Annotated in this window: 22 protein-coding genes; 9 read left to right on the top strand and 13 right to left on the bottom strand. The window is 74.3% G+C overall.

Translation table 11 applies throughout. The annotated features are described in order from the left end of the window. The 6 genes from RBH18_RS03730 to RBH18_RS03705 form a co-directional block, all read right to left on the bottom strand. The coding region (locus RBH18_RS03730) for a LamG-like jellyroll fold domain-containing protein (protein ID WP_306204452.1) at window positions 1-3118 on the bottom strand (3118 nt) is incomplete at its 3' end. Between the two features lie 91 nt (window positions 3119-3209). Then, window positions 3210-3959: an ABC transporter ATP-binding protein gene (locus RBH18_RS03725; protein WP_306204451.1), complete on the bottom strand. Its 750-nt coding sequence runs from the start codon at window positions 3957-3959 to the stop codon at window positions 3210-3212. A gap of 2 nt (window positions 3960-3961) precedes the next feature. Further along, window positions 3962-5539, bottom strand: coding sequence for a benzoylformate decarboxylase (gene mdlC, locus RBH18_RS03720; protein ID WP_306204450.1), 1578 nt, complete (start codon window positions 5537-5539; stop codon window positions 3962-3964). Next, complete coding sequence (locus RBH18_RS03715; RefSeq protein ID WP_306204449.1) at window positions 5536-6348, bottom strand: ABC transporter permease; 813 nt, start codon at window positions 6346-6348, stop codon at window positions 5536-5538. The genes mdlC and RBH18_RS03715 overlap by 4 nt, the downstream gene beginning before the upstream one ends. 44 nt (window positions 6349-6392) lie before the next feature. Continuing rightward, complete coding sequence (locus tag RBH18_RS03710) at window positions 6393-7157, bottom strand: ABC transporter permease (RefSeq protein ID WP_306204448.1); 765 nt, start codon at window positions 7155-7157, stop codon at window positions 6393-6395. Then, window positions 7154-8122, bottom strand: a complete 969-nt coding sequence (locus RBH18_RS03705; RefSeq protein ID WP_306204447.1) for an ABC transporter substrate-binding protein — start codon at window positions 8120-8122, stop codon at window positions 7154-7156. The genes RBH18_RS03710 and RBH18_RS03705 overlap by 4 nt, the downstream gene beginning before the upstream one ends. A 164-nt stretch (window positions 8123-8286) precedes the next feature. On the opposite strand from RBH18_RS03705, the gene RBH18_RS03700 reads away from it, so the two are divergent. The 3 genes from RBH18_RS03700 (at window position 8287) to RBH18_RS03690 (ending at window position 10735) form a co-directional block, all read left to right on the top strand. Further along, complete coding sequence (locus RBH18_RS03700; RefSeq protein ID WP_306204446.1) at window positions 8287-8763, top strand: GNAT family N-acetyltransferase; 477 nt, start codon at window positions 8287-8289, stop codon at window positions 8761-8763. A gap of 31 nt (window positions 8764-8794) precedes the next feature. Beyond that, window positions 8795-9709 (top strand): DUF6879 family protein, encoded by a 915-nt coding sequence (locus RBH18_RS03695; RefSeq protein WP_306204445.1) that lies wholly within the window; start codon window positions 8795-8797, stop codon window positions 9707-9709. Window positions 9710-10315: 606 nt separating this feature from the next. Beyond that, complete coding sequence (locus RBH18_RS03690; RefSeq protein ID WP_306204444.1) at window positions 10316-10735, top strand: hypothetical protein; 420 nt, start codon at window positions 10316-10318, stop codon at window positions 10733-10735. Window positions 10736-10942: 207 nt separating this feature from the next. On the opposite strand, the gene RBH18_RS03685 is transcribed toward RBH18_RS03690, so the two are convergent. After that, window positions 10943-11689, bottom strand: a complete 747-nt coding sequence (locus tag RBH18_RS03685) for a class I SAM-dependent methyltransferase (protein WP_306204443.1) — start codon at window positions 11687-11689, stop codon at window positions 10943-10945. 38 nt (window positions 11690-11727) lie between these two features. Here RBH18_RS03685 and RBH18_RS03680 point away from each other — a divergent pair, with 38 nt between their 5' ends. Continuing rightward, window positions 11728-12126: an HIT family protein gene (locus RBH18_RS03680; RefSeq protein ID WP_306204442.1), complete on the top strand. Its 399-nt coding sequence runs from the start codon at window positions 11728-11730 to the stop codon at window positions 12124-12126. Here the strand turns inward: RBH18_RS03680 and RBH18_RS03675 are convergent. After that, a complete protein-coding gene (locus RBH18_RS03675) occupies window positions 12116-13501 on the bottom strand; it encodes an aminotransferase-like domain-containing protein (RefSeq protein ID WP_306204441.1) in 1386 nt (461 codons plus the stop codon). The two genes, RBH18_RS03680 and RBH18_RS03675, sit on opposite strands and share 11 nt — an antisense overlap. On the opposite strand from RBH18_RS03675, the gene RBH18_RS03670 reads away from it, so the two are divergent. Beyond that, a complete protein-coding gene (locus RBH18_RS03670; RefSeq protein ID WP_306204440.1) occupies window positions 13500-14396 on the top strand; it encodes a DMT family transporter in 897 nt (298 codons plus the stop codon). The genes RBH18_RS03675 and RBH18_RS03670 overlap by 2 nt on opposite strands. Here RBH18_RS03670 and RBH18_RS03665 read toward each other — a convergent pair. Then, the gene (locus tag RBH18_RS03665; RefSeq protein WP_306204455.1) at window positions 14378-15085 is read right to left on the bottom strand and encodes a GbsR/MarR family transcriptional regulator; all 708 of its coding nucleotides are present in this window, start codon (window positions 15083-15085) and stop codon (window positions 14378-14380) included. The genes RBH18_RS03670 and RBH18_RS03665 overlap by 19 nt on opposite strands. 191 nt (window positions 15086-15276) lie before the next feature. Here RBH18_RS03665 and RBH18_RS03660 point away from each other — a divergent pair, with 191 nt between their 5' ends. Both RBH18_RS03660 and RBH18_RS03655 read left to right on the top strand, forming a co-directional pair. Beyond that, complete coding sequence (locus RBH18_RS03660; protein ID WP_306204439.1) at window positions 15277-15918, top strand: DUF4097 family beta strand repeat-containing protein; 642 nt, start codon at window positions 15277-15279, stop codon at window positions 15916-15918. A gap of 13 nt (window positions 15919-15931) precedes the next feature. Continuing rightward, window positions 15932-17029 (top strand): serine hydrolase domain-containing protein, encoded by a 1098-nt coding sequence (locus RBH18_RS03655; RefSeq protein ID WP_306204438.1) that lies wholly within the window; start codon window positions 15932-15934, stop codon window positions 17027-17029. On the opposite strand, the gene RBH18_RS03650 is transcribed toward RBH18_RS03655, so the two are convergent. The 4 genes from RBH18_RS03650 to RBH18_RS03635 all read right to left on the bottom strand — a co-directional run bounded on the left by RBH18_RS03650 (window position 16980) and on the right by RBH18_RS03635 (window position 22058). Beyond that, window positions 16980-17744: an MBL fold metallo-hydrolase gene (locus RBH18_RS03650; protein ID WP_306204437.1), complete on the bottom strand. Its 765-nt coding sequence runs from the start codon at window positions 17742-17744 to the stop codon at window positions 16980-16982. The genes RBH18_RS03655 and RBH18_RS03650 overlap by 50 nt on opposite strands. Next, window positions 17741-18535, bottom strand: a complete 795-nt coding sequence (locus tag RBH18_RS03645) for an alpha/beta hydrolase (protein WP_306204436.1) — start codon at window positions 18533-18535, stop codon at window positions 17741-17743. Before RBH18_RS03645 ends, RBH18_RS03650 begins: the two co-directional genes overlap by 4 nt. Window positions 18536-18706: 171 nt before the next feature. Then, the gene (locus RBH18_RS03640; protein WP_306204435.1) at window positions 18707-21328 is read right to left on the bottom strand and encodes a helix-turn-helix transcriptional regulator; all 2622 of its coding nucleotides are present in this window, start codon (window positions 21326-21328) and stop codon (window positions 18707-18709) included. Window positions 21329-21344: 16 nt separating this feature from the next. Next, window positions 21345-22058 (bottom strand): SDR family oxidoreductase, encoded by a 714-nt coding sequence (locus RBH18_RS03635; protein ID WP_306204434.1) that lies wholly within the window; start codon window positions 22056-22058, stop codon window positions 21345-21347. 77 nt (window positions 22059-22135) lie between these two features. Between RBH18_RS03635 and RBH18_RS03630 the strand changes: the two genes are divergently transcribed. Beyond that, window positions 22136-22885 carry a helix-turn-helix domain-containing protein gene (locus RBH18_RS03630; RefSeq protein WP_306204433.1) on the top strand — a complete coding sequence of 250 codons (750 nt, stop codon included), beginning with the start codon at window positions 22136-22138 and terminating at the stop codon, window positions 22883-22885. Then, window positions 22882-23391, top strand: a complete 510-nt coding sequence (locus tag RBH18_RS03625) for a DinB family protein (RefSeq protein WP_306204432.1) — start codon at window positions 22882-22884, stop codon at window positions 23389-23391. Before RBH18_RS03630 ends, RBH18_RS03625 begins: the two co-directional genes overlap by 4 nt. Window positions 23392-23394 lie beyond the last annotated feature (3 nt).

The following is a 23394-nucleotide window of genomic DNA, read 5'->3' as shown; positions in this document are numbered from 1 at the left end:
TCAGGGCCTTGTTCCAGGCGTGGGCCTGGTCGATCGAGCCGGACCAGTAGTCGGTCGGGTTGCCCGCGTATTTGGCCCGGCCCAGGGAGAGCGGGCCGGTGCTGACCACGTCGGGCCCGGCCGGGACCGCGGCCGCTCGCTTGCCGTCCACGTAGAGCCGGACCTCGCCGGTGGTGTGGTCGCGGACGCCGGCGAGGTGGTACCAGCGGTTCAGGTCGGGGGTGACGACCTGGCGGGCGCGGTTGCCTCCGGGGGTGCTGAAGGCGAAGGCGCCCTGGCCGTACTGCAGGTAGAAGGGGTTCTCGGTGGTGCGGGCGTCCTGGCTGAGCGCGCTGGCGTAGTTGCCGGGGAGCTTGTCCAGGGTCACCCACGCCGCGACGGTGTAGTCCTTCGTGGTGTCGAGGACCGGCTTGGCGGTGTCGGCCGAGTCGCCGTCGCCGTCGAAGGTCAGGGCGCCGCCGGCCCACGCGGTGTCGCCCTTGAGGGTCAGGTCGGCGCCGCTGCCGCTGGTGTCGCGGGCGGTGGTGCCGGTGCCCTCGTCCAGGGTCCAGTCGCCCCGGCCGGGGAAGCCGGTGGCGGCCACGGGGTTGGCGCCGGCCGCGATGACCTGCTGGTTGATCTCCCGTACGGCGGCGGGGTCGACCTTGATCTCCCGGCGGTCGTAGGTCCACAGGCCGTTGAGCTCGGTCTCCAGGTCGGTGATCTGGGTGTAGACCGAGCCGGACAGCTCGGCGGCCGCGGCCTCGAGGTAGAACCGGCGGGTGTTGTCGACGTACTTGGCGGTCAGGGCCGCCTTGTCCGCGACGCCGCTGTAGATGACGGCCGGCGGGCCGGGCCACATGTGCCCGGGCGTGCGCAGCGTGAAGCCGCCGTGCTCACCGTCCATCGCGATGCGGGTGGCGTCCGGGTACGCCGGGTCGGTGTTGTTGTAGTCGTGATGGTCGATTACGTCGCCCCTGCCGGAGTCGCCCTTGGAGGCGCAGCAGTTGACGCCGCTGTGCGCGTTCAGGATGCGCGACGGGTCGGCCGCCTTCATGGCGTCGGCGATGCGGCCGGTCTCCGCCCGGTCCCACTCGCCCCAGCCCTCGTTGAAGACGATCCAGCCGATGATCGACGGGTAGCTGTGCAGCTGCCGCATCTCCTCCCGGCCCTGGTCGAGGAACGCCTGCTGACCGGCCGCGGTGGAGATGTCGGCCGACACGAAGTCCTGCCAGACGAGCAGGCCGAGCTCGTCGGCGTGCCGGTACCAGCGGGCGGACTCCACCTTGATGTGCTTGCGGACCGCGTTGAAGCCGAGCTTCTTGGTCTCCGCCAGGTCGAACCGGAGCGCCGCGTCGCTGGGCTGGGTGTAGAGGCCGTCCGGCCAGAAGCCCTGGTCCAGCGTGGCGAGCGAGAAGATCGGCTTGCCGTTGAGGACGAGCTTCGGGAAGCCGCCGACCTGCTGGACACCGACCGTGCGCAGGCCGAAGTAGCTGCGGACCCGGTCGCTGCCGACCTTGACGTCCAGGTCGTAGAGGTACGGGTCGTCGGGGCTCCACAGGTGCGGATCGGCGACCGTCAGGCGGAGGTCGGTGCCGGCCTTGCCGGAGACGGACCCGACCTTGCGTCCCCGCTTGTCGTAAGCGGTGATCGTGGCCCGGGCGGACGAGGACGACGTGACGTTCACGGTGACACCGGTGAGGTCGGGGGTGGAGATCACCTCGTCGATGCCCGCGGCGACGACCGGCTCCAGCCACACCGTCTGCCAGATGCCCGACGACGGCTCGTAGACGATGCCGCCCGGGTTGAGCGACTGCTTGCCCTTCGGCTGGTTCGGGCCGGTCTCGTCGGTGACCGCGACGATGATCTCCTGCGGGCCGAGGCCCTTGCGGCGCAGGGCGTCGGTGATGTCGGCGGTGAAGGCGGTGTATCCGCCGGTGTGCTCGGCGACCAGCTTGCCGTTGACCCAGACCTTGGCCTGGTAGTCGACGGCGCCGAAGTTCAGCTTGACCCGGCGGCCCAGCCAGGTGGGCGGGACAGTGACGACCTTGCGGTAGAACATGTGGTCCTCGCGCCGTTCGATGCCGGACAGCTGCGACTCGACCGGGTAGGGCACGATGATCTTCTCGCCGAGCTTCCTGCCGAAGACCGGCTGCTGGCCCGCCTCGGCGCCGGCGAACTCCCACGGGCCGTTGAGGTTGAGCCAGTCCTTGCGGACCAGCTGCGGGCGCGGGTACTCGGGCAGCGGGTGGTTGCGGTCCACCTTGTCGCCCCACGGGGTGGTGAGGCGGTGGGTGGAGTTGTTCGTCGCCGAGCGGATGACCTGCGGGACGGTCTCGCCGCCGACGACCAGGCCACCGGCGCCGTCGTAGTTGACGCGGACCCGCTGGCCCTTTTGCACGGTCGCGCCGAGGGCGATGACAACCTTGTCACCATTCCGCCGGACCGCCGTGATCGGGAACGGAGTGGTGTCCACTTCGACCGTCACATGCGAGGCGAGCGAACCGAGGGCCGTCACGGAGGCGTCGAAGTCCGCGGTCAGCGTCGTGCCGGTCTTGTCGACGGCGAAGGCGACCGGGAAGACCTGGTAGCCGTCCGGCGGGGTGAACGCCGACTCGGGCACGATCTGCTTCGCGAGGCCGGCGGCGGCCCAGCGCAGGTAGAGGTTCGCGCCGCCGACGTCCTGGAACATCTCGATGCGGACGGTGTGGGCCTTGCCCGCCACGAGGTGGACGGGCGCGGCGGCGGTCTGCTCGACGTCCCAGTCGCCGACCCAGTGGTCGATGACCGGCTGCTCGTCGAGGAAGAACCGGAAGCCGTTGTCCCCGATCATCGAGAACGTGTAGTCGCCGGTGGCCGGCGCGGTGAGCTTCCCGGTCCAGCGGGCGGTCGTGTGCTCGGTCTGCCCGGTCAGCGTCTGGAAGGTGCCCACCAGGCCGGGCAGGTCGATGTTCGGGTCGAGCGTGGTGCCGCCGAGCTGCGCGAAGTCGTGGGCACCGGGCGCCGAGGCGCGGAAGTACTCACCCTTGAGGCCGTGCACCACAGGCGCGGCGGCCGAGGCGGCCCCGGTGGGCACGACGAGGACGGAGAGGACGAGGAGGACGGCAAGCAGCAACGGGCGTACGGGAGATCGCGGCATCGAGTGTTTCCTTCCGATCAACGACGCGTTGCCAACACATTTACGCATCGAGATGCATCAGGTCAACAGAAGGAAACAGATTCGGACACGTTCAGGCGGCCGGCTGGCGGACCCGGCGGCCCACTTCCGCCCGTAACCGCACGAATTCGGGCTGCTCGCGGGTGGCGATCTGGTCGCCGCGCACCGGCAGGGCGACGGGCAGGTCGGCGACCACCCGGCCGGGGCGGCCGCCGAGGACCACGACGCGGTCGCCCACGTACACGCTCTCGTCGATGTCGTGCGTGACGAACAGAATCGTCATGCGCGGATTGCGCACCGCGAGCAGCAGGTCCTCCAGGTCCTCGCGGGTCTGCGCGTCCACCGAGCCGAACGGCTCGTCCATCAGCAGCAGGCTGGGCCGGCACACCAGCGCGCGGGCGATCGCCACCCGCTGCTGCATGCCGCCGGAGAGCTGCGCCGGGTGCTTGCGCGCGGCCTCCGCCAGGCCGACGGCGGCGAGGGCATCCAGCGCGGCCGCCCGCCGGTCAGTGCGGGACATGTCCGTACGCCGCAGCGGCAGCGCCACATTCTCGCGCACGCTGAGCCAGGGCAGCAGCGACCGGCCGTACTCCTGGAAGACGACAGCCAGGCCGGCCGGAACCCCCGCCGCCTCGGCCCCGTCGATCAGGATCTTGCCCGCCGCCGGGGCGGTCAGGCCCGCGACGCAGCGCAGCAGGGTGGACTTGCCGCAGCCGGACGGCCCGACGATGCTCACCAGCTCGCCCCGGGCCACGCCGAGGTGGACGTCCTCCAGGACGACCTGCCCGTCGTACGCGTGGGTCAGCCCCGCGATGTCCAGCACGCTCAGCCGCCGGCGGGGTAGGCCGTCGTGCCCTCCGCCGCGACCGGCACCACCACGACGGCGGGGCCCTCCGCGGCCAGGGCGTCCGCCAGCGCTCCCTCGAGGGCGCCGCCGGACGCCCGCACGGCGGGACAGCCCAGCCCCGTGGCGACGGTGACCAGGTCCAGCCCCGGGATGTCGGTGCCGACCACGCCGGCCGCCCCCTGCCGCCGGCCGAGCTGCTTGACCGCCTCGTAGCCGCCGTTGTCGAGGATGACGAACGTGACCGGGGCGCGTTCGCGGGCCGCCGTCCACAACGCCTGGACCGAGTACATCGTGGAGCCGTCGCCCATGACGCAGACGACCCGCGGCGCCGTCCCGGCGAGCGCCCGGCCGACCGCCAGCGGGAGCCCCCAGCCCAGCGCGCCGCTGCCCGTGGTCAGGAAGCCGCCGGGGCGGACGATCGGGAACCGCGCGTGGAAGACCTCGCGGTGCGACGGCGCCTCCTCGACGACCACCGCGTGCGGCGGGAGCAGCCTGCGCAGTGTCTCGATGGCGTGCCCCGCGCTCGACGGCGGGGCGGGGGGTGGCGTGGGCCGGGGCGGCAGGGGCGTGCGGTCGCTCTTGTGGACGTGCGGGAGCAGCGCGGCCAGCCCGGCCCGGACCGTGGTGAGCACGCTCGTGCCCACGGGCGCCCAGGCGGCCGCCTCCGGGTCGCAGTCCAGTTGCAGGAGCCGGGTGCCGGGCGCCAGGAACGGGCCCGGGGACGTGACGTGGTACTTGAAGATCGGGCCGCCGGCGGACAGGACGACGTCGTGGCCGGCGAGGCATGCGGCGATCTGGTCGCGTACCGGGGGCAGGAAGCCGCGGAAGAGCTGGTGGTCCTCCGGGAAGCCGGACCGGCCGGAGAGCGGGGTCAGCCACACCGCGGCCGCGAGCCGCTCGGCGAGCTCGACCGCCTCCGCCTGCGCGCGGTCGTCGTCGACGCCCGCGCCGATGACCAGCGCCGGGGAGCTCGCGGCGTTGAGCGCGTCCGCGACGATGCGCACGCCGTCGGGCGAGGGGCCGAAGTCCGGGTACAGCTCGCGGTACGGCACGGCGGCGGCAGGCTGCTCCCAGTCGTCCTCCGGGACGGACAGGAAGACCGGGCCGCAGGGCGGGGTCAATGCCGTCCGGTACGCCTCCGCGAGCGCGACCGGCACGTCCTGCGCGCGTTCCGGCTGGGCGCTGAGCTTCACGTACGGGCGGGGGAACGTCGCCGGCTCGTCGGCGCCCAGGAACGGCCGGGTCGGCAGCATCTCCCGCGTCTGCTGACCGGCGAGCACGATCAGCGGCACCCGGTCCCGGTACGCGTTGAACACCGCGCCGAGCCCGTGCCCCACCCCGCCGGCCGAGTGCAGGCTGACCAGTCCCGGACGGCGGGTGCCCAGGGCGTGCCCGGCCGCGGCGGCCACCGCCACCGATTCCTGCAGCGCGAGGACGTACCGGAAATCGGCCGGCCAGTCGCGCAGCATGCGCAGCTCGGTCGAGCCGGGGTTGCCGAAGACCGTCGTGATCCCGGCCCGGCGCAGGAAGTCGAACACGGCCTCACGCACATTCATCGGTGCCACCTCAGCAATCGGCGCTCGGCGGTCAGCAGGAGCAGGTTGAGCAGGTAGCCGAGCAGGCCGAGCAGCAGCACGGCGGCCCACACGGTCGGCAGATCGGAGCGGCTCTGGGCGTCGGTCAGCTGGAAGCCGATGCCGTTCGCGGTGCCCGGCAACAGCTCGGAGAAGACCATGAGGATCAGCGCCAGCGACAGGCTCAGCCGCAGGCCCGCGGCGATGCGGGGCAGGGCGGAGGGCAGCACGATCCGGGTCAGCCTGTCCGTGGCGCTCAGTCCGAACACGCGCGCGGTGCTCGTCTGCACGGGATCCACCTGGCGCACGCCGTCCGCCGTGTTGAGCAGGATCGGCCACACCGCACCGGCCACGATGGACACGATCTGCATCGGCGTGCCGAGCCGCAGCAGCACCACGAACACCGGCACCAGCGTCGGCGGCGGGATCGCGCGGGCGAACTGCAGCAGCGGGTCCAGGTACGCGAACAGGCGCTCGGAGCGGCCCAGCGCCAGCCCGAGCAGCACGCCGGCGGCGAGCGCCCCGGCCAGCCCGGCCGCCATCCGGGCCAGGCTGGGCAGCACGTCGGCCAGCGCGGCGTCGGTGAGGAACAGGCGCGCGGGCGGCCCGGAGAACCACAGCTCGTGCATCCGCGCCACGATCCGCGACGGCGGCGGGAAGAACACATCCGCTTGCCGGCGCGTCACCCCTTCCCAGACCGACACCACCAGCAGGGGTACGGCCACCAGCGGCACGCTTCTCCAGCGGCTGCCCGGCACGGTGTTCAAGCGGCTGCCCGGCGCGCTTCTCATGCGCCTGCCCGCCACACTTCTCATGCGCCTGTCCGGCACGCTTCTCATGCGGCTGCCCGCCACGGGAGCAGCCGGCGCTCGCCGCTCGCGAGGACGGCGTTGGCGATCAGGCCGAGCGTGCCGGCCCACACCGTGCCCGCGAGCACGTCCGTGGTGCCGTCGACCACCTGCTGCGCCTGGGCGATGAACACGCCGAGCCCGGTCCCGAACCCGGCCAGGATCTCGGTGCCCACGGCGAGGATCAGGCCCACGGCGGCGGCCAGCCGCACCCCGGTGGCGATGAACGGGACGGCCGCCGGCAACGCGACGCGCCACACGATCGCGAGCCGGCCGAACCCGAAGACCCGCAGCGTCTCGCGCGGCACCGGGTCGGCGTGGCGCAGACCGTACACAGTGGCGAAGAGCACCGGCCACAGCGCGGCATAGGTCACCAGCGTGACCTCCGACCGCAGCCCCGCACCGAGCAGCAGCCCCGCGAGCGGGATGAGCGCCACGGACGGGACCGGGCGCAGGAACTCCAGCACCGGCCGCACCGCGTCGTCGAGCGCCGGCACGCTGCCCAGCAGCAGCCCGGCGCCGATGCCCAGCCCCACCGCGCACGCCAGCCCGGTGAGCCACGCCCGGACCGTGTGGGCGACGCCGAGCAGGAACTCCCGGTCGCCGGTCAGGTCGGCCGCACGCGCCAGCACCGTACCCGCCGGCGGCAGGAAGTCGGCCCGGATCGCTCCCGTCGCCGCCAGCACCTGGCTCAGCGCGACGACCGCGGCGAGCCCGGCCAGCCCCCGCGCCCACCGCCCGGCCCGGCTCATCGTGCCGCGTGGTAGATGATGTCGGCGGCGTTCAGGTCGGCCTTGAGCAGGCCCTGCTGCCGCATCAGATCGATCAGCCGCTGCAGGCGGGCGGGTTCCAGCTCCGACGGGTACGCCGGGAGCCTCAGCGCGGCGGCGGTCGGCCCGTCGACCTTGGCGAACGTCGGCAGCACCCGCTCGACCTGCTTGCGATCGGAGTTGGCGAGGTTCTGCGCCCGGGTGATCGCCCGCTGGAAGGCGGCCGCGGTTTCCGGGTTCTTCGCCACCCAGTCGGCCGTGCTGAGGTAGCCGCTGACGGGCAGGTCGGTCACCGGCTCCTGCCCCGCGTCGAGCAGCTGCGTCGCCTGCACCTTCCGCTTGATGACGGTGCCGAACGGCTCGGCGGTGTGCACCGCGTCGACGTCGCCGCCGGCGAGCGCCTTGTCCATCACCGCGAATTGCACCGCTCGATATCTGATCGTGGCCGGGTCGACACCGTTGGCGCGCAGCACCGCGTTGAGCGTGAGCGACTGGATATTGTTCAGAATGTTGACCGCCACGGTCTTGCCGGCCAGGTCTTTGACGGTCTTGATCGGGGATCCCGGCGCCACGAGCACCTGCATGAATTCCGGGGCGACGGCCGCGCCGTCAGCCACGATCCTCATCGCGAGCGTGCCCTGCTGGTGGGCCTGCAGAAAGGTCACGTAATTGCCGTTGATCACCTCGAGCTGACCATTCTTCAGCGCGGGCAGCGCGGCCAGGCTCTGCGCCACCGGCTGCAGCGTGACCTCGAGGTTCTCGGCGGCGAAATAGCCCTGCTCCTGGGCGATGTAGAGCGCCGCGGCGTCGACCACCGGCAGCACGGCAACGGTGACGTGCTGCTTGCCGGACCCGCCGCCGCCGTCGTCGTCCGGACCGCCGCAACCGGGCGCGGAGATCACGAGAACGGCGGCACACAGAATTGCTGCGATGCGATGCGGTCGCATGGGTCACAGTCAATACCCGAAAGCCGTTCCCGGGCAAGAACTATCGCATCGTCGACACGGATGGCGTCCATTGAGGATCGAGCGGGTCCGGGCGGGCGGGTGATCGGGCCCATAGTGCCGCCGCCCGGCCGGGGCACGCGCATGGCCGGGCGTACGTTGGCCTCGTGACACAGACGTGGTCCCTGCGCCCGGCGACCCATGCCGACGCCCCCTGGCTCGCCGCCCTGCGCGCCGTCGGCCTGCGCCCCGACCTCGAGCGCCTGGGCCGCTGGGACGACACCGCCGAGGCCCGGGTCCGGCAGCGCTTCCTCACCGAGTTCGTGCCCGCCAACACCGACGTGATCGAGCACGAGGGCCGCCCGGTCGGCGCCATCGCCGTCCGCCCCGAGCCGGGCGAGCAATGGCTCGAGCACTTCTACCTCGACCCCGCCGTCCGCGGCCTGGGCCTGGGCAGCCAGGTCCTCGACCACGTCCTGCGCGAGCACCGCGACGACCGCCCCTACCGCCTCGTCGTCGTCCGCGGCAGCCGAGCGGTCCGGCTCTACGAGCGGGCCGGCTTCGTCCACGAATCCGACCACCCCAACGGCGTCGACCTCATCATGTGCGCCACGGGGTCGCGAGGGGTCCCGCACCGGCCCTAGACTCGCCCTCTCCCGGGGCGAGGAGCAGCCGATGGACGAAACGCCGGCCGGACGCTACCTGTTCGAGACGGCCAGCCTGGTGCTCGGGCTCGTGACCGGCATCATCTCGTACGTGTTCCGCCAGGACCTGCAGCTCTCCCTGATCCTCGGCTTCGTGGTGGGCGTCGGCCTGCTGACCGTCAAGGTGCTCGCCGAGCTCACCCGCGTGACCGGCGCCGGGGACCGGGCCGAGCGGACCCTGGCCGGGATCGAGACGTCCCTGCGCCACCGCGACCGCTACCTGACCACCCTCGACCACGTCGGCGGCGACCTGCCGCGGTCGCTGGAACGGATCCACGCCGGGCTGGCGACCGTACCGCCGGAGCTCTTCGGGGTTGCCGCCCAGCTCCTCGAGGACCCGCTCGACCAGCTCGAACGACGCCACATCGTCACCTCGGCCGAGTCCTCGTCGCTCAACACCCACCTGGTCCGCACGTTCCGCTCGGACGTCTTCACCACGTCCGTCCTGCCGATGCACTTCTGGCTGACCCCGTACGGGCAGAACTACAACGACGCCATCTGCGCCCGCCTGGCCGAACTCGCCGCCACCGGGCACCCGGCCCGCTTCCGCCGCGTCTACATCGTCCGCGACTCCTGGGCCGATCAGGTGCACCACGGCCCCTACGCCGACGTCATCCGCCGCCAGCAGGAGGCCGGCATCAACGTCCGCGTCACCGTCGAAAGCCTGCTCCCCACCGACCTGCGCCGCGACTTCGGCGTCTGGGACGCCCGCCTCGAGGTCGAACTCGAGGTCGACGGCGACGGCTACCTGATCCGCCGCCACTACCGCTACTCGGCGGACGCGGTCGCCGCCGCCGAGCGCCGCGCCGAGCAGATCTGGGACCGCAGCACCGACTTCGCCACCTGGACCACCCTCCTGCCCCGCCCCGGCGACACCGGCTCATGACCCCAGCGCACGCTCCTGGCGCGCCGAGACGGTCGCGCCAGCGACCAGCGCCGGTGCGCGCCCGGCGCTGTGTTGATCATGACCACCCCGTCGCACGCCTTCCGCCGTGCATTCCAGCGGGCCGCGGGCAGTCGCCGCTGCGCTACCGCGCCGTGTCCCGGATGGCGCCGGAGCAGCCACCCGGGACCGCGCCGGCCTCAGTCGCTGGTCGCCATGACGAAACCGCGCGGCTCGCCGGCCGGCGAAGCCTTGGCCGCCGCACCGTAAGCGTCCGCCACGATCTCGATCCGGATCTGGTCCAGGTCGCCCTCGACGAGGTTCTGCTCAGTGAGACGCCCGCATTGTTGATCAGCAGCGTCACGTCGCCGGCGGCCTCGGCGGCCGCTGCCACCGACGCCGGGTCGGTGACGTCCAGGCGCAGCGGCACGACACCGGGTAGATCGACGAGCTCGGTGCGTCGCGCGGCCGCGTACACCTTTTTCCCCCGGCCGCAGCAGGTGCTCGGCGAAGAGGCGACCGAGGTCCCGACCGGCCTGCGACCGGCTGCAGCTGGATCCCGCGCCGGACAGTACGGATGCCGCGCAGGGCGACGGGCCGCCCGCCGCGGTGAACGGCTGGAAGGGCGGCGGGATCAGCGCGGAGGCCGCCGTCGTCGAGCGTGACGGCGCCCTGCTCGTGGCGAGCGACGCCGGGCTCACCCGCTATCACGGGACGCGGGACGAGCAGCTGGCGCGCGCCGACTGGTCGACGAGCGGGCTGGAGGGGCAGGGGTCGCGCAGCCTGGTGCGGGGGCTGGCGGAGACCGGCGACGGGCGGATCGTCGTCGACGCCGGCCTGGGTACGGACGCCGGGCCCGCCCTGGCCCTGTCGACCGATCGCGGCCGGACCGTCCGGACGGTCCGGCTTCCCAGCGATCCTGCCCGGACTGAGGCCGAGCGGGGCAGCCGTCAGGTCGTCGGGGCCATCGCCGCGCACGACCGCACGATCGTCGCCGTGGGCTCTGTGCTGCGGCGCGCCACCGTGTAAGTATCCGGCACCCCGCCCGGCGCCGATCGACGCGCTCCGTGCGGATCAGCACGCCAGGAGCGCTGGATCGGCCGATCATGCGTGGCGGGCTTCGGGCGGATCAGGGCGCCCGGAGCCTGACCGTCCGGGCCCCGGGTAGGGGGAATCCGCTCTCGCTCGGGGACGCCGAGCGGGCGGCGATCGGCGGGCGCCTGGCGGGGTGAGCGGTCATGGGTTCGACCGGCGGCCGACGCGGAGGTGGGTGAGGTAGCGGCGGGGGACGCGATCGCCCAGGCGGGTGCGGATGCGGTCGGCGACGGCGTCGAGGAGGGGTTCGCGGACGGCTGGGTCCAGGCGGCGGTAGATCGAGTTCGTGCGCATGAGGTCGGCGTAGTCGGCGCCGGAGAGCCATTGCACGTACGGGTACCAGCGGACCTCCGGCCGCTCGAAGTGGGGGCCCCAGCCCTGGTCGGTGCCGAGGACCGACTCTTCGAGGGGCGGGTGACCCCAGGACGGGTCGCCGGGGGAGAAGTGCTCGTGCAGGTCGGCGGTCTCCGCGTACACCTCGGGCTCGCCGGGGCGGCGGACGACGACGTGGCTGAGCAGGGCCAGGTGGCCGCCGGGGCGGAGCAGGTCGTGGGCCTTGCGCCAGCCGGTGGCCGGGTCGACCCAGTGCCAGGACTGGGCGGCCACGATCGTGTTGAAGCGGCGGCCGCGGTCGTCCCAGTCCTCGAAGGTGGACGACTCGACGGTGAGGCCCCGGGCCCGGGCGTGGGCGGCCAGCGCCGGGCCCGGCTCGAGGGCGAGGAGGGAGCCGGCGCGGGCCACGAGCGACCGGCTGGCCTGGCCGGTGCCGCAGCCGATCTCCAGGACGTCGCCGAGCGGCGGCAGGTCGGCGAAGAGCTCGGCGGGGTAGCCGGGGCGCACCCGGTCGTACAGCGCGGGTACCTCGTCGAAGACACGGCCGAGGTTCATGCGTCCATCCTGCCGCGGGGCGCGGCTAGCATGAAGGCGTGCCGACGATTTTCACCCGCATCATCTCCGGGGAGCTGCCCGGCCGCATCGTGCACTCCGACGAGCAGGTGGCCGCGTTTCTCACCATCGCGCCGCTCACGCCCGGGCACACGCTGGTCGTGCCGCGCGCGGAGGTCGACGAGTGGACCGATCTCGAGCCCGAGCTGGCCGCGCACGTGCTGGCGGTGGCGCACACCATCGGGCGTACGTTGAAGCGGGTCTTCCAGGCCCCGCGGGTGGGCCTGATCATCGCCGGCTTCGAGGTGCCGCACGCGCACGTGCACGTCTTCCCGGCGTCGGACATGGCCGACTTCGACTTCGCCCGGGCGAGTGGCGACGTGCCCGCCGAGGAGCTGGACGCCGCCCACAAGAAGATCCTGGACGCGCTCAGCGGGTAGCCGCCAGGCGGCGGACCGCCTCGTCCATGAGCTCGGGCGGCGCGGCGGCGTAGGTGAGCCGCAGGAACGGTCCGGGCGGCTCGGCGGCGAACCACGGGCGGCCCGGGAAGACCACGACGCCCGCGGCGGCCGCCGCCGCGGTGAGCGCCACGTCGTCCGTGTCGTCGGGGAGCCGCACCCACAGGTGGAGGCCGCCGCGCGGGACCGTCGCGGGGGCCAGCTCGGGCAGGTGGCGGGCCAAAGCGGCCAGCAGCGCCTCGCGCCGGGCGCGCAGGGCGGTGCGCAGCGAGCGCAGGTGGCGAGCCCAGGCCGGGGAGCTGACCAGCTCCATCGTGGCCTGTTGCAGCGGGCCGGCCACGAAGAAGTCGTCGAGCAGCCGGGCCGCGCGCAGCCGGGCGCCGGCCGGGCCGCGGGCGCCGATCGCGGCGACGCGCAGGCCCGGCGCGGCGGGCTTGGTCAGGGAGCGCAGGTAGACGACGTGGCCGTCGGGGTCGCCGGCGGCCAGCGGGGGCGGGGCGTCGCCGTCGATCGTGAGGTCGCGCGCGTAGTCGTCCTCGATGAGGAACGCGCCCGCCTCGCGCACGGCGGCTGCCACGCTGGCCCGGCGATCGGCGGCGAGGGTGGCGCCGGACGGGTTGGCGTGCAGCGGCTGACAATAGAAGACCCTGGCGCCCGTACGGGCGAAGGCCGCACGCAGCTGATCAGGCAGCACCCCGTCGCCGTCCGCGGGCACCGGCACGACCCGCAGCCCCGCGGCCCGGGCGGCGGCCAGCGCGCCCAGGTAGGTCGGCGACTCCACGAGCACGGTGTCGCCGGGGCCGGTCAGCGCGCGCAACGCCGAGCCGATCGCCGCCTGCCCGCCGGAGCAGATCACGAAGTCGTCGGCGCGCAGCCCGGTGCCGCTCTCGCGCGCGAACCAGGCCCGCAGGTCCTCGCGTCCCTCGGCCGGGCCCCGCTGCCAGGCGGCGCTCTGCCGGGCGGCCCGCGTCAGGGCGGCGCCCAGGGCGGCGACCGGCTGCAGCTCCGGGTCGAGATAGCCGCCGGACAGCGGGATCGCGCCCGGCGGCGGGCCGGCCAGCAGCGCCCGCATCTCGTCCTCGCCCGCCGGGCGGGGGCCCAGCGCGACGGTCTGCCAGGACAGGTCGGGCGCTCCGCCGGTCGCGGGTGGCGCCGCCACGAACGTGCCCCGGCCCGGCCGCGCCTCGATCACCCCCTCGGCGACGAGCTGCCGGACCGCCGCCGCCACGGTGACGGGCGAGGCCTGGTGCCGGGCGGTCAGCTCGCGCACGGACGGCAGCCGCGTGCCCGGCGCCGCGGCCGCGGCCGTCGCGCGCAGATTGTGGATAACACGAGCCGCTGCGTTATCGTCATCCATGAGAAGCAAGAGTAACGCTACTGTCCCCGCCGCGGTAACGGCGGGGCTGGGCGTCCTCGGGTTCAGCCTGTCGCTGCCCATGACCCGGCTCGCCGTGGCGGCCCTCGACCCGTGGTTCGTGGCCTTCGGCCGCTCGGTGGGCGCCGCCGTGCTCGCCGCGCTCTATCTGCTGGTGACGCGGGCGGCCCGGCCGGCCGGGGCGCAGTGGTGGCGGCTGGCGGTCGTGGCGCTCGGCGTGGTGGCCGGCTTCCCGCTGTTCACGTCGCTCGCGCTGACCACGCAGACGTCCTCGCACGGTGCGGTCGTGATCGCGGCGCTGCCCGCCCTGACCGCCGTCTTCGCGGTGCTGCGCGCGGGTGAGCGCCCGCCGCCCGTCTTCTGGGCCGCGAGCCTCGCCGGGCTGCTCGCCGTGCTCGTCTTCCTGGCACTCGGCGGCGGGGTCCGCGGCGCGCTGTCCACGGCGGACGGCTACCTGCTGGCGGCGGTCCTGCTCTGCGCCCTCGGGTACGCCGAAGGCGGCGCCCTGGCCCGCGACCTCGGCGGCGCCGGCACGATCTGCTGGGCCCTCCTGCTGGCCCTGCCGGTGACCGCGCCCGTGGCGCTCGCCGCCGCCCGGGGCAACGCGGCGGACCCGGGCGCCGTGCCGTGGGCCGCCTTCGGCTACCTGACGGTGATCTCCATGTTCCTGGCCTTCGTCGCCTGGTACGCGGGGCTGGCCCGGGGCGGCGTCGCGCGCGCCGGGCAGCTCCAGCTCGCCCAGCCGGTCCTCACGCTGGCGTGGTCGGCGCTGCTGCTCGGCGAGGCCGTGACGCCGGCGACGCTCGGGGCCGCGCTCGCCGTCCTGGCGTGCGTGGTGCTGACCCAGCGGACCCGGGCTCAGGTGGCGTCGGCGTGAAGCATCGCCCGGGCCTCGTCGGCGGCCCGGGCGATGGCCTCGGAGACGTACTCGACGAAGCGGGCGATGCTCTCCAGGCGCGCGGCGGCCGGGGTGCCGGGGCCCAGGACGCGCACGCCCTGCCGGGCGATCTCGCCGAGGTGCGCGGTGCCCCGCGCGCCGGACATCGTGGACTGGTACATGACGTCGTCGTCCACGACGTAGCGCTCGCGCCGCCGCTCGTCGCGCTCGCGGCGGACGAGGCCCTGGCTCTCCAGGAACGCGATCGCCTTGGAGATCGAGGCCGGGCTCACCCGCAGCCGCGTCGCCAGCTCGGCGGCGGTGAGACTGCCGGTGTCGGTGCTGTAGAGGGCGGCGAGCGTGCGTGCCGTCATCGTGGGCAGGCCCTGCTGCGCGAACGTGGCGGCGAACGTCTGCTCGTACTCGTGGACGGCCTCCGCGTCGCGCCCGGCGGCCTGCGCGGACACGCCGCCGGGCCCGGGCGACCGGCGGCGGCGGGCGCGGCGCTCGGTGGCGTGGTGGGCCAGGTCGCCGCGATAGGCTCCCGGGCCGCCGTTGCGCATGATCTCGCGGGTGACGGTCGAGGTGGGGCGGCCGAGACCCCGGGCGATCTCCGCGTACGCGAGCCCGTCGGCCAGCCCCGCGGTGATCTGCTGCCGTTCCTGCTGGGTGAGCCTGCCTCCCGGCATCGCGGCCTCCTTCGTGGTCGTGGTCGCCGCCAGCGTAGCTTTCAACCTCATCCCATTGCAACGAAGGCCGACGCCTCGTTGCATTGACATCACACTCATTGCAATGATTTCAACGCTTTGAGCTGCTTAAAGGGAGCGCCAGAGCAACGACGGCGTTGCCCGATGCGTGAAGGCAACGTAGCGTTTCCGGCATGAGAAAGCAGACGTTCGATGCCGTTCTGGACATCCCCGCCGGCCGGATCCACCTCGTCGCCGCCGACCGCACCGACGCCACAGTCGAGATCCTGCCCGCCGACCCCGCCACGAGCCGCGACGTGCAGGCGGCGGAGCGCCTGGCGGTCACCCGCGCCGACGGCGTTCTGCGGATCGAGGCCGCCAAGCCCGCGAACCGGCTCCTCGGCTCCCCGGGTGCCGTCGAGGTCACGGTTCAGCTGCCCGCCGGCTCCCGGGTCCAGGCCAAGGTGGCCGCCGGGGAGCTGCGGGGCGCCGGGCGCCTCGGCGACGTGACCGTCGACAGCGCCCAGGGCTCGATCGAGCTCGAGGAGGCCGGGAGCGCCCAGCTCACGCTGCAGGCCGGCGACATCGTGGTCGGGAGGCTCACCGGCTCGGCGCAGCTCAGCACCCAGAAGGGCGACCTGCGCGTCGCCGAGGCCGTGGCGCCGGAAGGCAGCCTGACGCTGCGGACCCAGGACGGCGACATCACGGTCGGTGCGCGCACCGCGTCGCTGGACGCCTCCACCGCGTACGGGCGGATCGACAACTCACTCACCGGCTCCGGTCTGACCATCCACGCCACCACGTCCCGCGGTGACATCACCGCCCGCGGCATCTGAGAGGGACACCACGATGACCGATCTGCAGAAGGCCCTCGACGCGTTCGTCGCCGCCGGCTTCGCGAGCATCCAGGTGCGCGTCCACGACGAGCACGGGGAATGGGCCGGCACCGCCGGGATACGCGAGCTCGGATCGGCCGAAGCGCCGCCGGTCGACGGCCGGTTCTGGGCGGGCAGCGTCGTCAAGACCTTCACCGCCACCGCGGTCCTGCAGCTGGTGGCCGAGGGCAAGCTGGAGCTCGACGCCCCGGTGGCCGGCCACCTCCCCGGCCTGGCGCTGGACGGCCGGATCACGGCGCGGATGCTGCTGCAGCACACCAGCGGCCTGTTCAACTACACGGGCGAGTACTTCCCGGACGGCACGATCGTCCCGGGCATCCCCGCCACCGGCAAGGAGTGGGTCGAGGCGCGGCTGCGGAGCTATCGGCCGCAGGAGCTGGTGGAGCCGGCGCTGGCGCACCCGGCACGCTTCGAGCCCGGCGCCGACTGGAGCTACTCCAACACCAACTACACCGTCGCGGCGCTGCTCATCGAGCGGGTGACCGGGCAGTCGTACGGCGAGGCGATGCACCAGCGGATCCTCGGGCCGCTCGGGCTGCGCGACACCGTGCTCGACGGCGACGTCACCGACCTGCCCGAGCCGTACGCCCACGGCTACTACCGCTACCAGGACGGCGACGAGTGGAAGGTCGCCGACGTCTCCCGCCAGAACCTGTCCATGCTCCTCGGCGCCGGCGGGCTGATCTCGACCACGCGGGACCTGCGCACCTTCTTCGCCGCGCTCAACGGCGGCCGGGTGCTCCCGGCGCCGCTGCTGGCCGAGATGCGCTCGCCCGTGGGCCCGATCGGCTACGGGCTCGGCGTGTTCGTGCAGGACCTCGGCGCGGGCCTGGGCACGGTGCTGCACCACAACGGCGGCGCCCCCGGCGGGTACGGAGCCCTCATGTACAGCACGCCCGACGGCAGCCGGACCCTGACCGCCGGGCTGACCACGGGCGACGCCGAGGTCAACCCGGCGGAGGCCATGCCCGCCGCCCTGGACGCCCTCATCAAGGCGTGGATCAGCGCGGAACCGTTGCCGGACGCCCCGGATCCAGCCAGCGCAGCGTGACCCGCGCCGCCGCGAAGGCCCGCTCGATCTCCGGGCGGCCTTCGTGGAAGTGCCCCCAGCCGTCGTAGTGCACCGGCACGACGGTGTGCGCCCCGAGGTGCTGCGCGAGCCGGGCGCCCTCCGCGGCGGTCATGGTGTAGCGCAGCGGGCCGGTCACCGGGAACCGCACGGCACCGAAGTGCAGCACGGCCGTGCCGACGGCCAGCCGGTCGGCGACCTGACGCACCCCCGCGTACGGGACCGTGTCCCCGGAGATCCACAGTGCGCCGTCCGCCTGGCCCGGCCACCGCAGCGCGAAGCCCGTGGTCTCGCCGACGACCGGGCGGCTCAGCGGCGGCCCGTGCCGGGCGGGCGTCGCCGTGATCTCGATCGGGGGCCGGTCCGGGTGCTCGAGCCGGGTGGTCGCCCAGGGCCCGAGCCCGGTGGCGCCCAGCCGCCGGCCGCCCGCCCGGGTGGTGATCACCCGGCCGGCGCGGGGCAGGAACGCCCGTCCCGCGTCGTCCAGGTTGTCGGCGTGCTGGTCGTGGCTGAGCAGCACCGCGTCGATCGGCGGCAGGTCGGCCACGGCGACGGCCGGCCCCGCGTGCTTGTGCGAGGCCGTGCCGAGGCCGAACGTGTAGCGCCGCCCGGGCGGGTCGAACGTCGGGTCGGTGAGCAGCGACCACCCGCCGGTCTGCACGAGCAGGGTCGGCCCGCCGATGTGGGTGAGGATCATCGGGCGTGCTGCAGCGCCCAGTCGAGGGCCTTGTCGGCGACCTGCTCCCAGCCGGGCTCCGCGCAGGTCCAGTGCGAGCGCCCCGGGAACTCGAAGTACTCCGTGACGGTCGTCTCGCCCTTGTAGTGGTGGGCGTTCGACTTGTTCACCGACGCCGGCATGATGTGGTCCGCGCCGCCGGCGATGAAGAGCAGCGGCGCCCGGTCCTCGTTGTGGAAGTTCACCCACGTCTCCTGCTTGCCCGGGGTGAAGTTCGCCAGCAGCCCGTACGACCAGACCCAGTTGCCGGGCGCCGGGATCGCGTACCGGTCGTAGACGGCCCGCGACTCCTCGGCCGACAGCGTGTTGGTGAAGGCGTAGTGGAACTGCTCGGGGGTGAAGCCGGCCGCCTGGTGCCGCTTCGCCGGGTTGCTGAGGATCGGGAAGAGCGACTTGATCTGTGACGGCGGGTTGACCCGGATGCCCTCCGGCGGCGCCGAGTCGATGACCACGCCGGCGCTGCCGTGCCCGCGGTCGAGCAGCAGCTGGGTCAGGGTGCCGCCGAACGAGTGCCCGATGATGACCGGCTTCTCGGGCAGCGCCGTGATGACCTTCTCCAGGTGCGCCACGGTCTCCGGCACGGTCACGGTCGCGATGACCGACGGGTCGGCCCGCAGCGCCTCCACCTCGACCTCGAACCCGGGGTACGCGGGCGTGACCACCTGGTGGCCCTTGCTCTCGTAGTAGGGGACCCAGTGCTCCCAGCTGCGCGGGGTCATCCAGAGTCCGTGCACCAGGACGATCGTGCTCATGCGTCGCGCTCCTCGCGTCGGTCAAGGCGGCCGGGTACCCGTGGAGTCGAGCACCCGGGCGGCGGGCGGCGGAAGCTCGGCTGCCCCCTGTGCGCGAAGTCGCACACCGTCCAGATCGGACCCGCCACCGCAGACCGTACGGAGGGCGGCGCCCCGGTCGCGTACGTAGAACTATGTATTCCCGGGCCGGGACAGGCCCGCGCGGGAGCGGATGCCCAGCTTCGGATAGATGCGCGACAGGTGCGTGGTCACCGTGCGCGGGGAGAGGAACAGCCGCTCGGCGATCTCCCGGTTGCTCAGCCCGGCGGCGGCGAGCTCGGCGATCCGCTGCTCCTGCGGGGTGAGGGCGGCGGCCGTGCGGCGGATCGTCTCGCCGGAGGCGCGCAGCTCGGTGCGGGCCTGATCCGCCCACGGCGTCGCGCCCAGGCCGTCGAAGGTGGACTCGGCGGCGCGCAGCACGGCCCGGGAGGCGGCGACGCGGCGGTGGCGGCGCAGATGGGACCCGTACGCCAGCTGCAGCCGTGCCCGCTCGAACGGCCAGTCGTCGGGGGCCTCGGCGAGTGCTCGCTCGTACGCCTCCGCGGTGCCGGCGAGCGCGGCGTGCGCGTACCGGAGTCCCGCCCGCAGCGCGGGTGACTCGCACAGCTCGGCCACCGGGGTCAGCTCCGCGACGAGCGCCCGCAGGTCGTCGTGGGCCCGGCAGCGGACGGCCGCCTCGGCCAGATGCGCCAGGGTGACGAACCGGACCGAGGGGTGATGGGCGATGTCCGCCGGGTCGAAGATGCGGCGCAGCTCCCGGTACGCCTCCGCGGGCTGCCCCGCCCCGAGCGCGGCCACGCCCCGGATCTCCTGCACGCACGCCAGCATCGGCAGCCGGCCCGCGGGCAGCAGGACCTGCTCGGCCTCGCCGGCGACCCGCAGCGCGGCCTCCCGCTCGCCCCGCAGCGCCCACGCGTGCGCCAGCGTCATGCCCGCCGCGAGCCGGTGCCCGATCTGCCGGGTCTCGTCGAGCAGGGCGATGGCCTCGTCGCTGAGCGCCACCGCCCGGCGCGGGTCGCCCCGATAGACCGCGTTGGTCGCCTGGAAGAACAGCAGCTGCCCGAGCGTGGCGATCCGCCCCTGGGCGCGCAGCGCGGGCCCGCAGCCGGCGAAGAGGATCTCCGACAGCACCGGGTCGCCGAGCCAGGACGTGCTGACCCCCGCCCAGAAGTGGTCGATGGGGCTCAGGTCCGGCCGGGTCGCCAGGGTGCGCATCCCCGCCAGCACGGGGGCGCCTCGCTCGATCGGCGCCAGCAGGCCGAGCGCGGCGAGCAGGCGGGGATGCCCGGGCGGGAAGCCGAGGCCCTCCGCCGTGGTCACGAACAGGGCGCGGGTGGCCGCATCGGGCGCAGCCCAGTAGAAGCGCGTCGAGTCGAAGCACAGCCAGTCCAGTGCCAGGTCCTTGTCGTCCTCCTCGCGCAGCGCGGCCGCGTACGCGGCGAAGGTCTCCATGCTGGTGTCGGCGTCCCAGTTCGACCCGATGTGGTGCTCGCGCAGCGCCGCGAAGCGGGCCCGGTCGACGCTGCGCAGGTGCGCCGGCTCCACGGCGTCGAGCAGGCGGCGCACGGTCGCCAGGTCGCCCATGTCCCCGGCCTGGTCGGCGGCCCACAGCAGGCGCCGCCCGCGCAGCGCCGGATCCAGGCTGAGCTGGGCGGCGCGTTCCAGGGCCAGCACCGCGATGCCCGCCGCCTGCCGGCCCTCCGCCCGCACCGCCGCCTCGGTGAGCTCCCGGGCCAGCTCCTCGTCCGGACCGTCCGTGGCGCTGGCCCGGTGCCAGACCCGCCGGTCCGCGCCCACGACGACGGCGGCCAGCGCGGCGTGCACCTCGCGCCGGCGCCCGGGTGCGGCACCCTGCTGCAGCGCCGAGCGCAGCAGCGGGTGGCGGAAACCGATCCGGTACGCCGTCCCCACCCGCACCAGCCTCGTCAGCACCGCGGGCTCGATGTCCGCCGCCCCGACCGGCCCGTGCACGATGCCCGTGGCGGCCAGCGCCTCGGCCAGGTCGTCGCCGTCGTTGAGCGCGGCGCACAGCAGCAGCGTCCGGGTCGCCGCCGGCAGCTCGGCGACCAGGCCCGCGAACGTCCGTTCGACCCGCGTGGTCAGCGGCAGGTACGCGGGCAGCAGCGCCGCGGCGCCGTCGCGGGCGGCCACCGCGCCCAGCTCGGTGAGCCCGAGCGGGTTGCCGGCCGCCTCCTCGAGCACCCGCGCCCGCAACGCCGGCGTCAGCCCCGGCGCGACCGTGTCGAGCAGCGCGCCCGCGTCGGCGGGGGAGAGCGGCTCGACCGCCAGGTCCGGCAGCCCGGTGCCGATCAGCCACTGCTCGACGTCGCCGCCGTCCCGCGCGGTCAGGACCATCGCGACCGGCGCGGCGCCCACCCGGCGCGCCAGGAAGGACAGGACCTCCCGCGACGCCGGGTCGAGCCACTGCACGTCCTCCACGGCGAGCAGGGCGGGGCCGGCGGTTTCGAGCCCGCGCAGCAGCGCGAGCGCGACCCGGAAGGGCGGCAGCTCCGGGTCGTCGCCGGGCCACACCGGGTGCAGGGCGGCGTACGGGACGTGGACCTCGGCCTGCACCCCGGTGACCGTCAGCACCCGCAGGCCGGTCTCCGCCGCCCGCCGGGAAGCCTCGAGCAGCAGCGCGGACTTGCCGACGCCGGCCTCGCCGCGCAGCACGAGCGCCTCACCCCGCCCGCCGGCCGCCCGCTCCAGCAGGGCCGTGAGGGTGCGCGTCTCGTCGTCCCGCCCGATGAGCACGCGTCCACCATAGAGGTCAGACTTGCGCCAGCGGTCGCACCTGCAGCTGGTTGACGACCACGTGCGGGGGCTGGGAGACGATGTGGACGATCGCGGCGGCCACGTCGGCGGCGTCGAGGTTGCGCTGGTTCGCCATGACGCCCTCGACGCTCTCGCGGACGGCGGCGACGGTGATGCCCGCCGGCAGCTCGGTCGCCGTGAAGCCGGGCTCGACGATGCCCACCCGCACGCCGCTGGGCTGGAGCTCCTTGCGCAGCGACTCCGAGAAGCCGTTCACCGCGAACTTGCTCGCGTGGTAGACGGCCGCCCCGGGGAAGGTCTCGCGGCCGCCGATCGAGGAGATGTTGACCAGGTCGGCGGCGCCGGCGGCGAGCAGGTGGGGCAGCGCGGCGTGGGTGACCAGCAGCACCCCGAGCACGTTGGTGTCGAGCGTCCGGCGCCAGTCGGCCACGTCCGCGCCGAGCACCGGGCCGACCGGCATCACCCCGGCGGCGTTGACGACCAGGTCGAGACCGCCGAGTCCGTCGGCGGCCGCGGCCACGGCGGCGCGGACCGAGGACTCGTCGGTGACGTCGAGCGGGAGCGCCACATCCGCGTCGAGGCGGCCGGTGCGGCGGGCTCCGGCGGCGACCCGGGCGCCGGCGTCGCGCAGGGCCCGGACGGTGGCGGCGCCGATGCCGGAGGAGGCCCCGGTGACCAGGGCGCGGCGGTGCTGCAGAGGAAGGGTCATGACGTCGAGCCTGGGCCCGGCGGCGGCGTTTCCCCAGGCCCTGCCGGGGCCACCTTTTCCGGGGCTAGATTGGGGCGATGCGCGGTGACCTGGCGGAGTTCCTGCGCGCCCGGCGGGCGCTCGTCGGCCCGGCGGCGGTGGGCCTGGTCGCGGGCGGCCGGCGGCACGTGCGCGGGCTGCGCCGCGAGGAGCTGGCGCTGGTCGCCGGGATCAGCGTCGACTACTACGTGCGGCTGGAGCAGGGCCGCGACCGCCGCCCGTCGCCCGAGGTGGTGGGCGCGCTGGCCCGGGCCCTGCGGCTCGGCCCCGACGCCACGGCGCACCTGCACCGGCTCGCGGCGGGCGCGCCCCCAGCGGGCACCGGGCAGCGGATCCGGCCGGCCGTGGCCCGGCTCGTCGACACGTCGCCCTGGCCCGCGGTGCTGCTCGACGCGACGCTGACCGTGCTGCGCGCCAACGCGGCCGCCCGGGAGCTCAACCCGCGGCACGAGCCCGGGCGCAACCTGGTCCGCGACGCCTTCCTGGACCCGGCGACCGCCGCGCTGCACGCCGACCTGGCGGCGGTGCGGGCGGAGTGCGCGGCGGCGCTGCGCTCGGCCGGCGGGGCGGAGGAGCTGGTGACCGAGCTGCTGGCGGCGAGTGCGGCCTTCCGGGAGCTGTGGGCCCGCGCGGACGTCTCCTACTGCCGCACGGGCACCAAGCTCTTCGATCACCCGTCCGCCGGCCGGCTCCGCCTGGACTACGAGACCCTGGAGGTCGGCGACAGCGGCGGCCAGCGGCTCCTCGTCTACTCCCGGGCGGGCGGGGATGATCTGATGATCGGATGACCACCGACGATCGGATCGGGCCGCCGCTCACCGGCACCGAGCGCGAGACGCTGCGCGCCTTCCTCGACTACCACCGGGCGACCCTCGCCTTGAAGTGCGCCGGGCTCACCGACGAGCAGCTGCGCGAGCGGTCGTCGCCGCCTTCCACGCTGACCCTGCTCGGGCTGGTGCGGCACCTGGCGGAGGTCGAGCGCACGTGGTTCCGCCGGGTGTTCGAGGACCACGACATTCCGCTGGTGTGGTCGGACGAGATGGACTTTCAGGCCGCGTACGACGCCACCGGCGCCACCCGCGCCGAGGCGTTCACGGCGTGGGAGGCGGAGGTGGCGCACGCCCGCCGGATCGAGCGGGCGGCGGCGTCGCTCGACGTGGCGGGCTACCAGCCGCGGTGGGAGAAGGAGGTCTCGCTGCGGATGGTGATGGTGCACGTGCTGCTGGAGTACGGGCGGCACAACGGGCACGCCGACTTCCTGCGCGAGGGCATCGACGGCGTCACGGGCGCCTGAGGC

Source organism: Actinoplanes oryzae, assembly GCF_030757795.1.
Classification (GTDB): domain Bacteria; phylum Actinomycetota; class Actinomycetes; order Mycobacteriales; family Micromonosporaceae; genus Actinoplanes.
The sequence above is the reverse complement of the archived record's forward strand: the minus strand, read 5'-3'. Positions and strand labels throughout refer to the sequence as shown.

Coding starts and splice junctions, on each gene's coding strand:
- mdlC (WP_306204450.1), bottom strand. CDS start 5,539: ATGAATGTGCGTGAGGCCGTGTTCGACTTCCTGCGCCGGGCCGGGATC.
- RBH18_RS03715 (WP_306204449.1), bottom strand. CDS start 6,348: ATGAGAAGCGCGCCGGGCAGCCGCTTGAACACCGTGCCGGGCAGCCGC.
- RBH18_RS03710 (WP_306204448.1), bottom strand. CDS start 7,157: ATGAGCCGGGCCGGGCGGTGGGCGCGGGGGCTGGCCGGGCTCGCCGCG.
- RBH18_RS03705 (WP_306204447.1), bottom strand. CDS start 8,122: ATGCGACCGCATCGCATCGCAGCAATTCTGTGTGCCGCCGTTCTCGTG.
- RBH18_RS03695 (WP_306204445.1), top strand. CDS start 8,795: ATGGACGAAACGCCGGCCGGACGCTACCTGTTCGAGACGGCCAGCCTG.
- RBH18_RS03685 (WP_306204443.1), bottom strand. CDS start 11,689: ATGAACCTCGGCCGTGTCTTCGACGAGGTACCCGCGCTGTACGACCGG.
- RBH18_RS03670 (WP_306204440.1), top strand. CDS start 13,500: ATGAGAAGCAAGAGTAACGCTACTGTCCCCGCCGCGGTAACGGCGGGG.
- RBH18_RS03675 (WP_306204441.1), bottom strand. CDS start 13,501: ATGGATGACGATAACGCAGCGGCTCGTGTTATCCACAATCTGCGCGCG.
- RBH18_RS03665 (WP_306204455.1), bottom strand. CDS start 15,085: ATGCCGGGAGGCAGGCTCACCCAGCAGGAACGGCAGCAGATCACCGCG.
- RBH18_RS03660 (WP_306204439.1), top strand. CDS start 15,277: ATGAGAAAGCAGACGTTCGATGCCGTTCTGGACATCCCCGCCGGCCGG.
- RBH18_RS03655 (WP_306204438.1), top strand. CDS start 15,932: ATGACCGATCTGCAGAAGGCCCTCGACGCGTTCGTCGCCGCCGGCTTC.
- RBH18_RS03650 (WP_306204437.1), bottom strand. CDS start 17,744: ATGATCCTCACCCACATCGGCGGGCCGACCCTGCTCGTGCAGACCGGC.
- RBH18_RS03645 (WP_306204436.1), bottom strand. CDS start 18,535: ATGAGCACGATCGTCCTGGTGCACGGACTCTGGATGACCCCGCGCAGC.
- RBH18_RS03635 (WP_306204434.1), bottom strand. CDS start 22,058: ATGACCCTTCCTCTGCAGCACCGCCGCGCCCTGGTCACCGGGGCCTCC.
- RBH18_RS03630 (WP_306204433.1), top strand. CDS start 22,136: ATGCGCGGTGACCTGGCGGAGTTCCTGCGCGCCCGGCGGGCGCTCGTC.
- RBH18_RS03625 (WP_306204432.1), top strand. CDS start 22,882: ATGACCACCGACGATCGGATCGGGCCGCCGCTCACCGGCACCGAGCGC.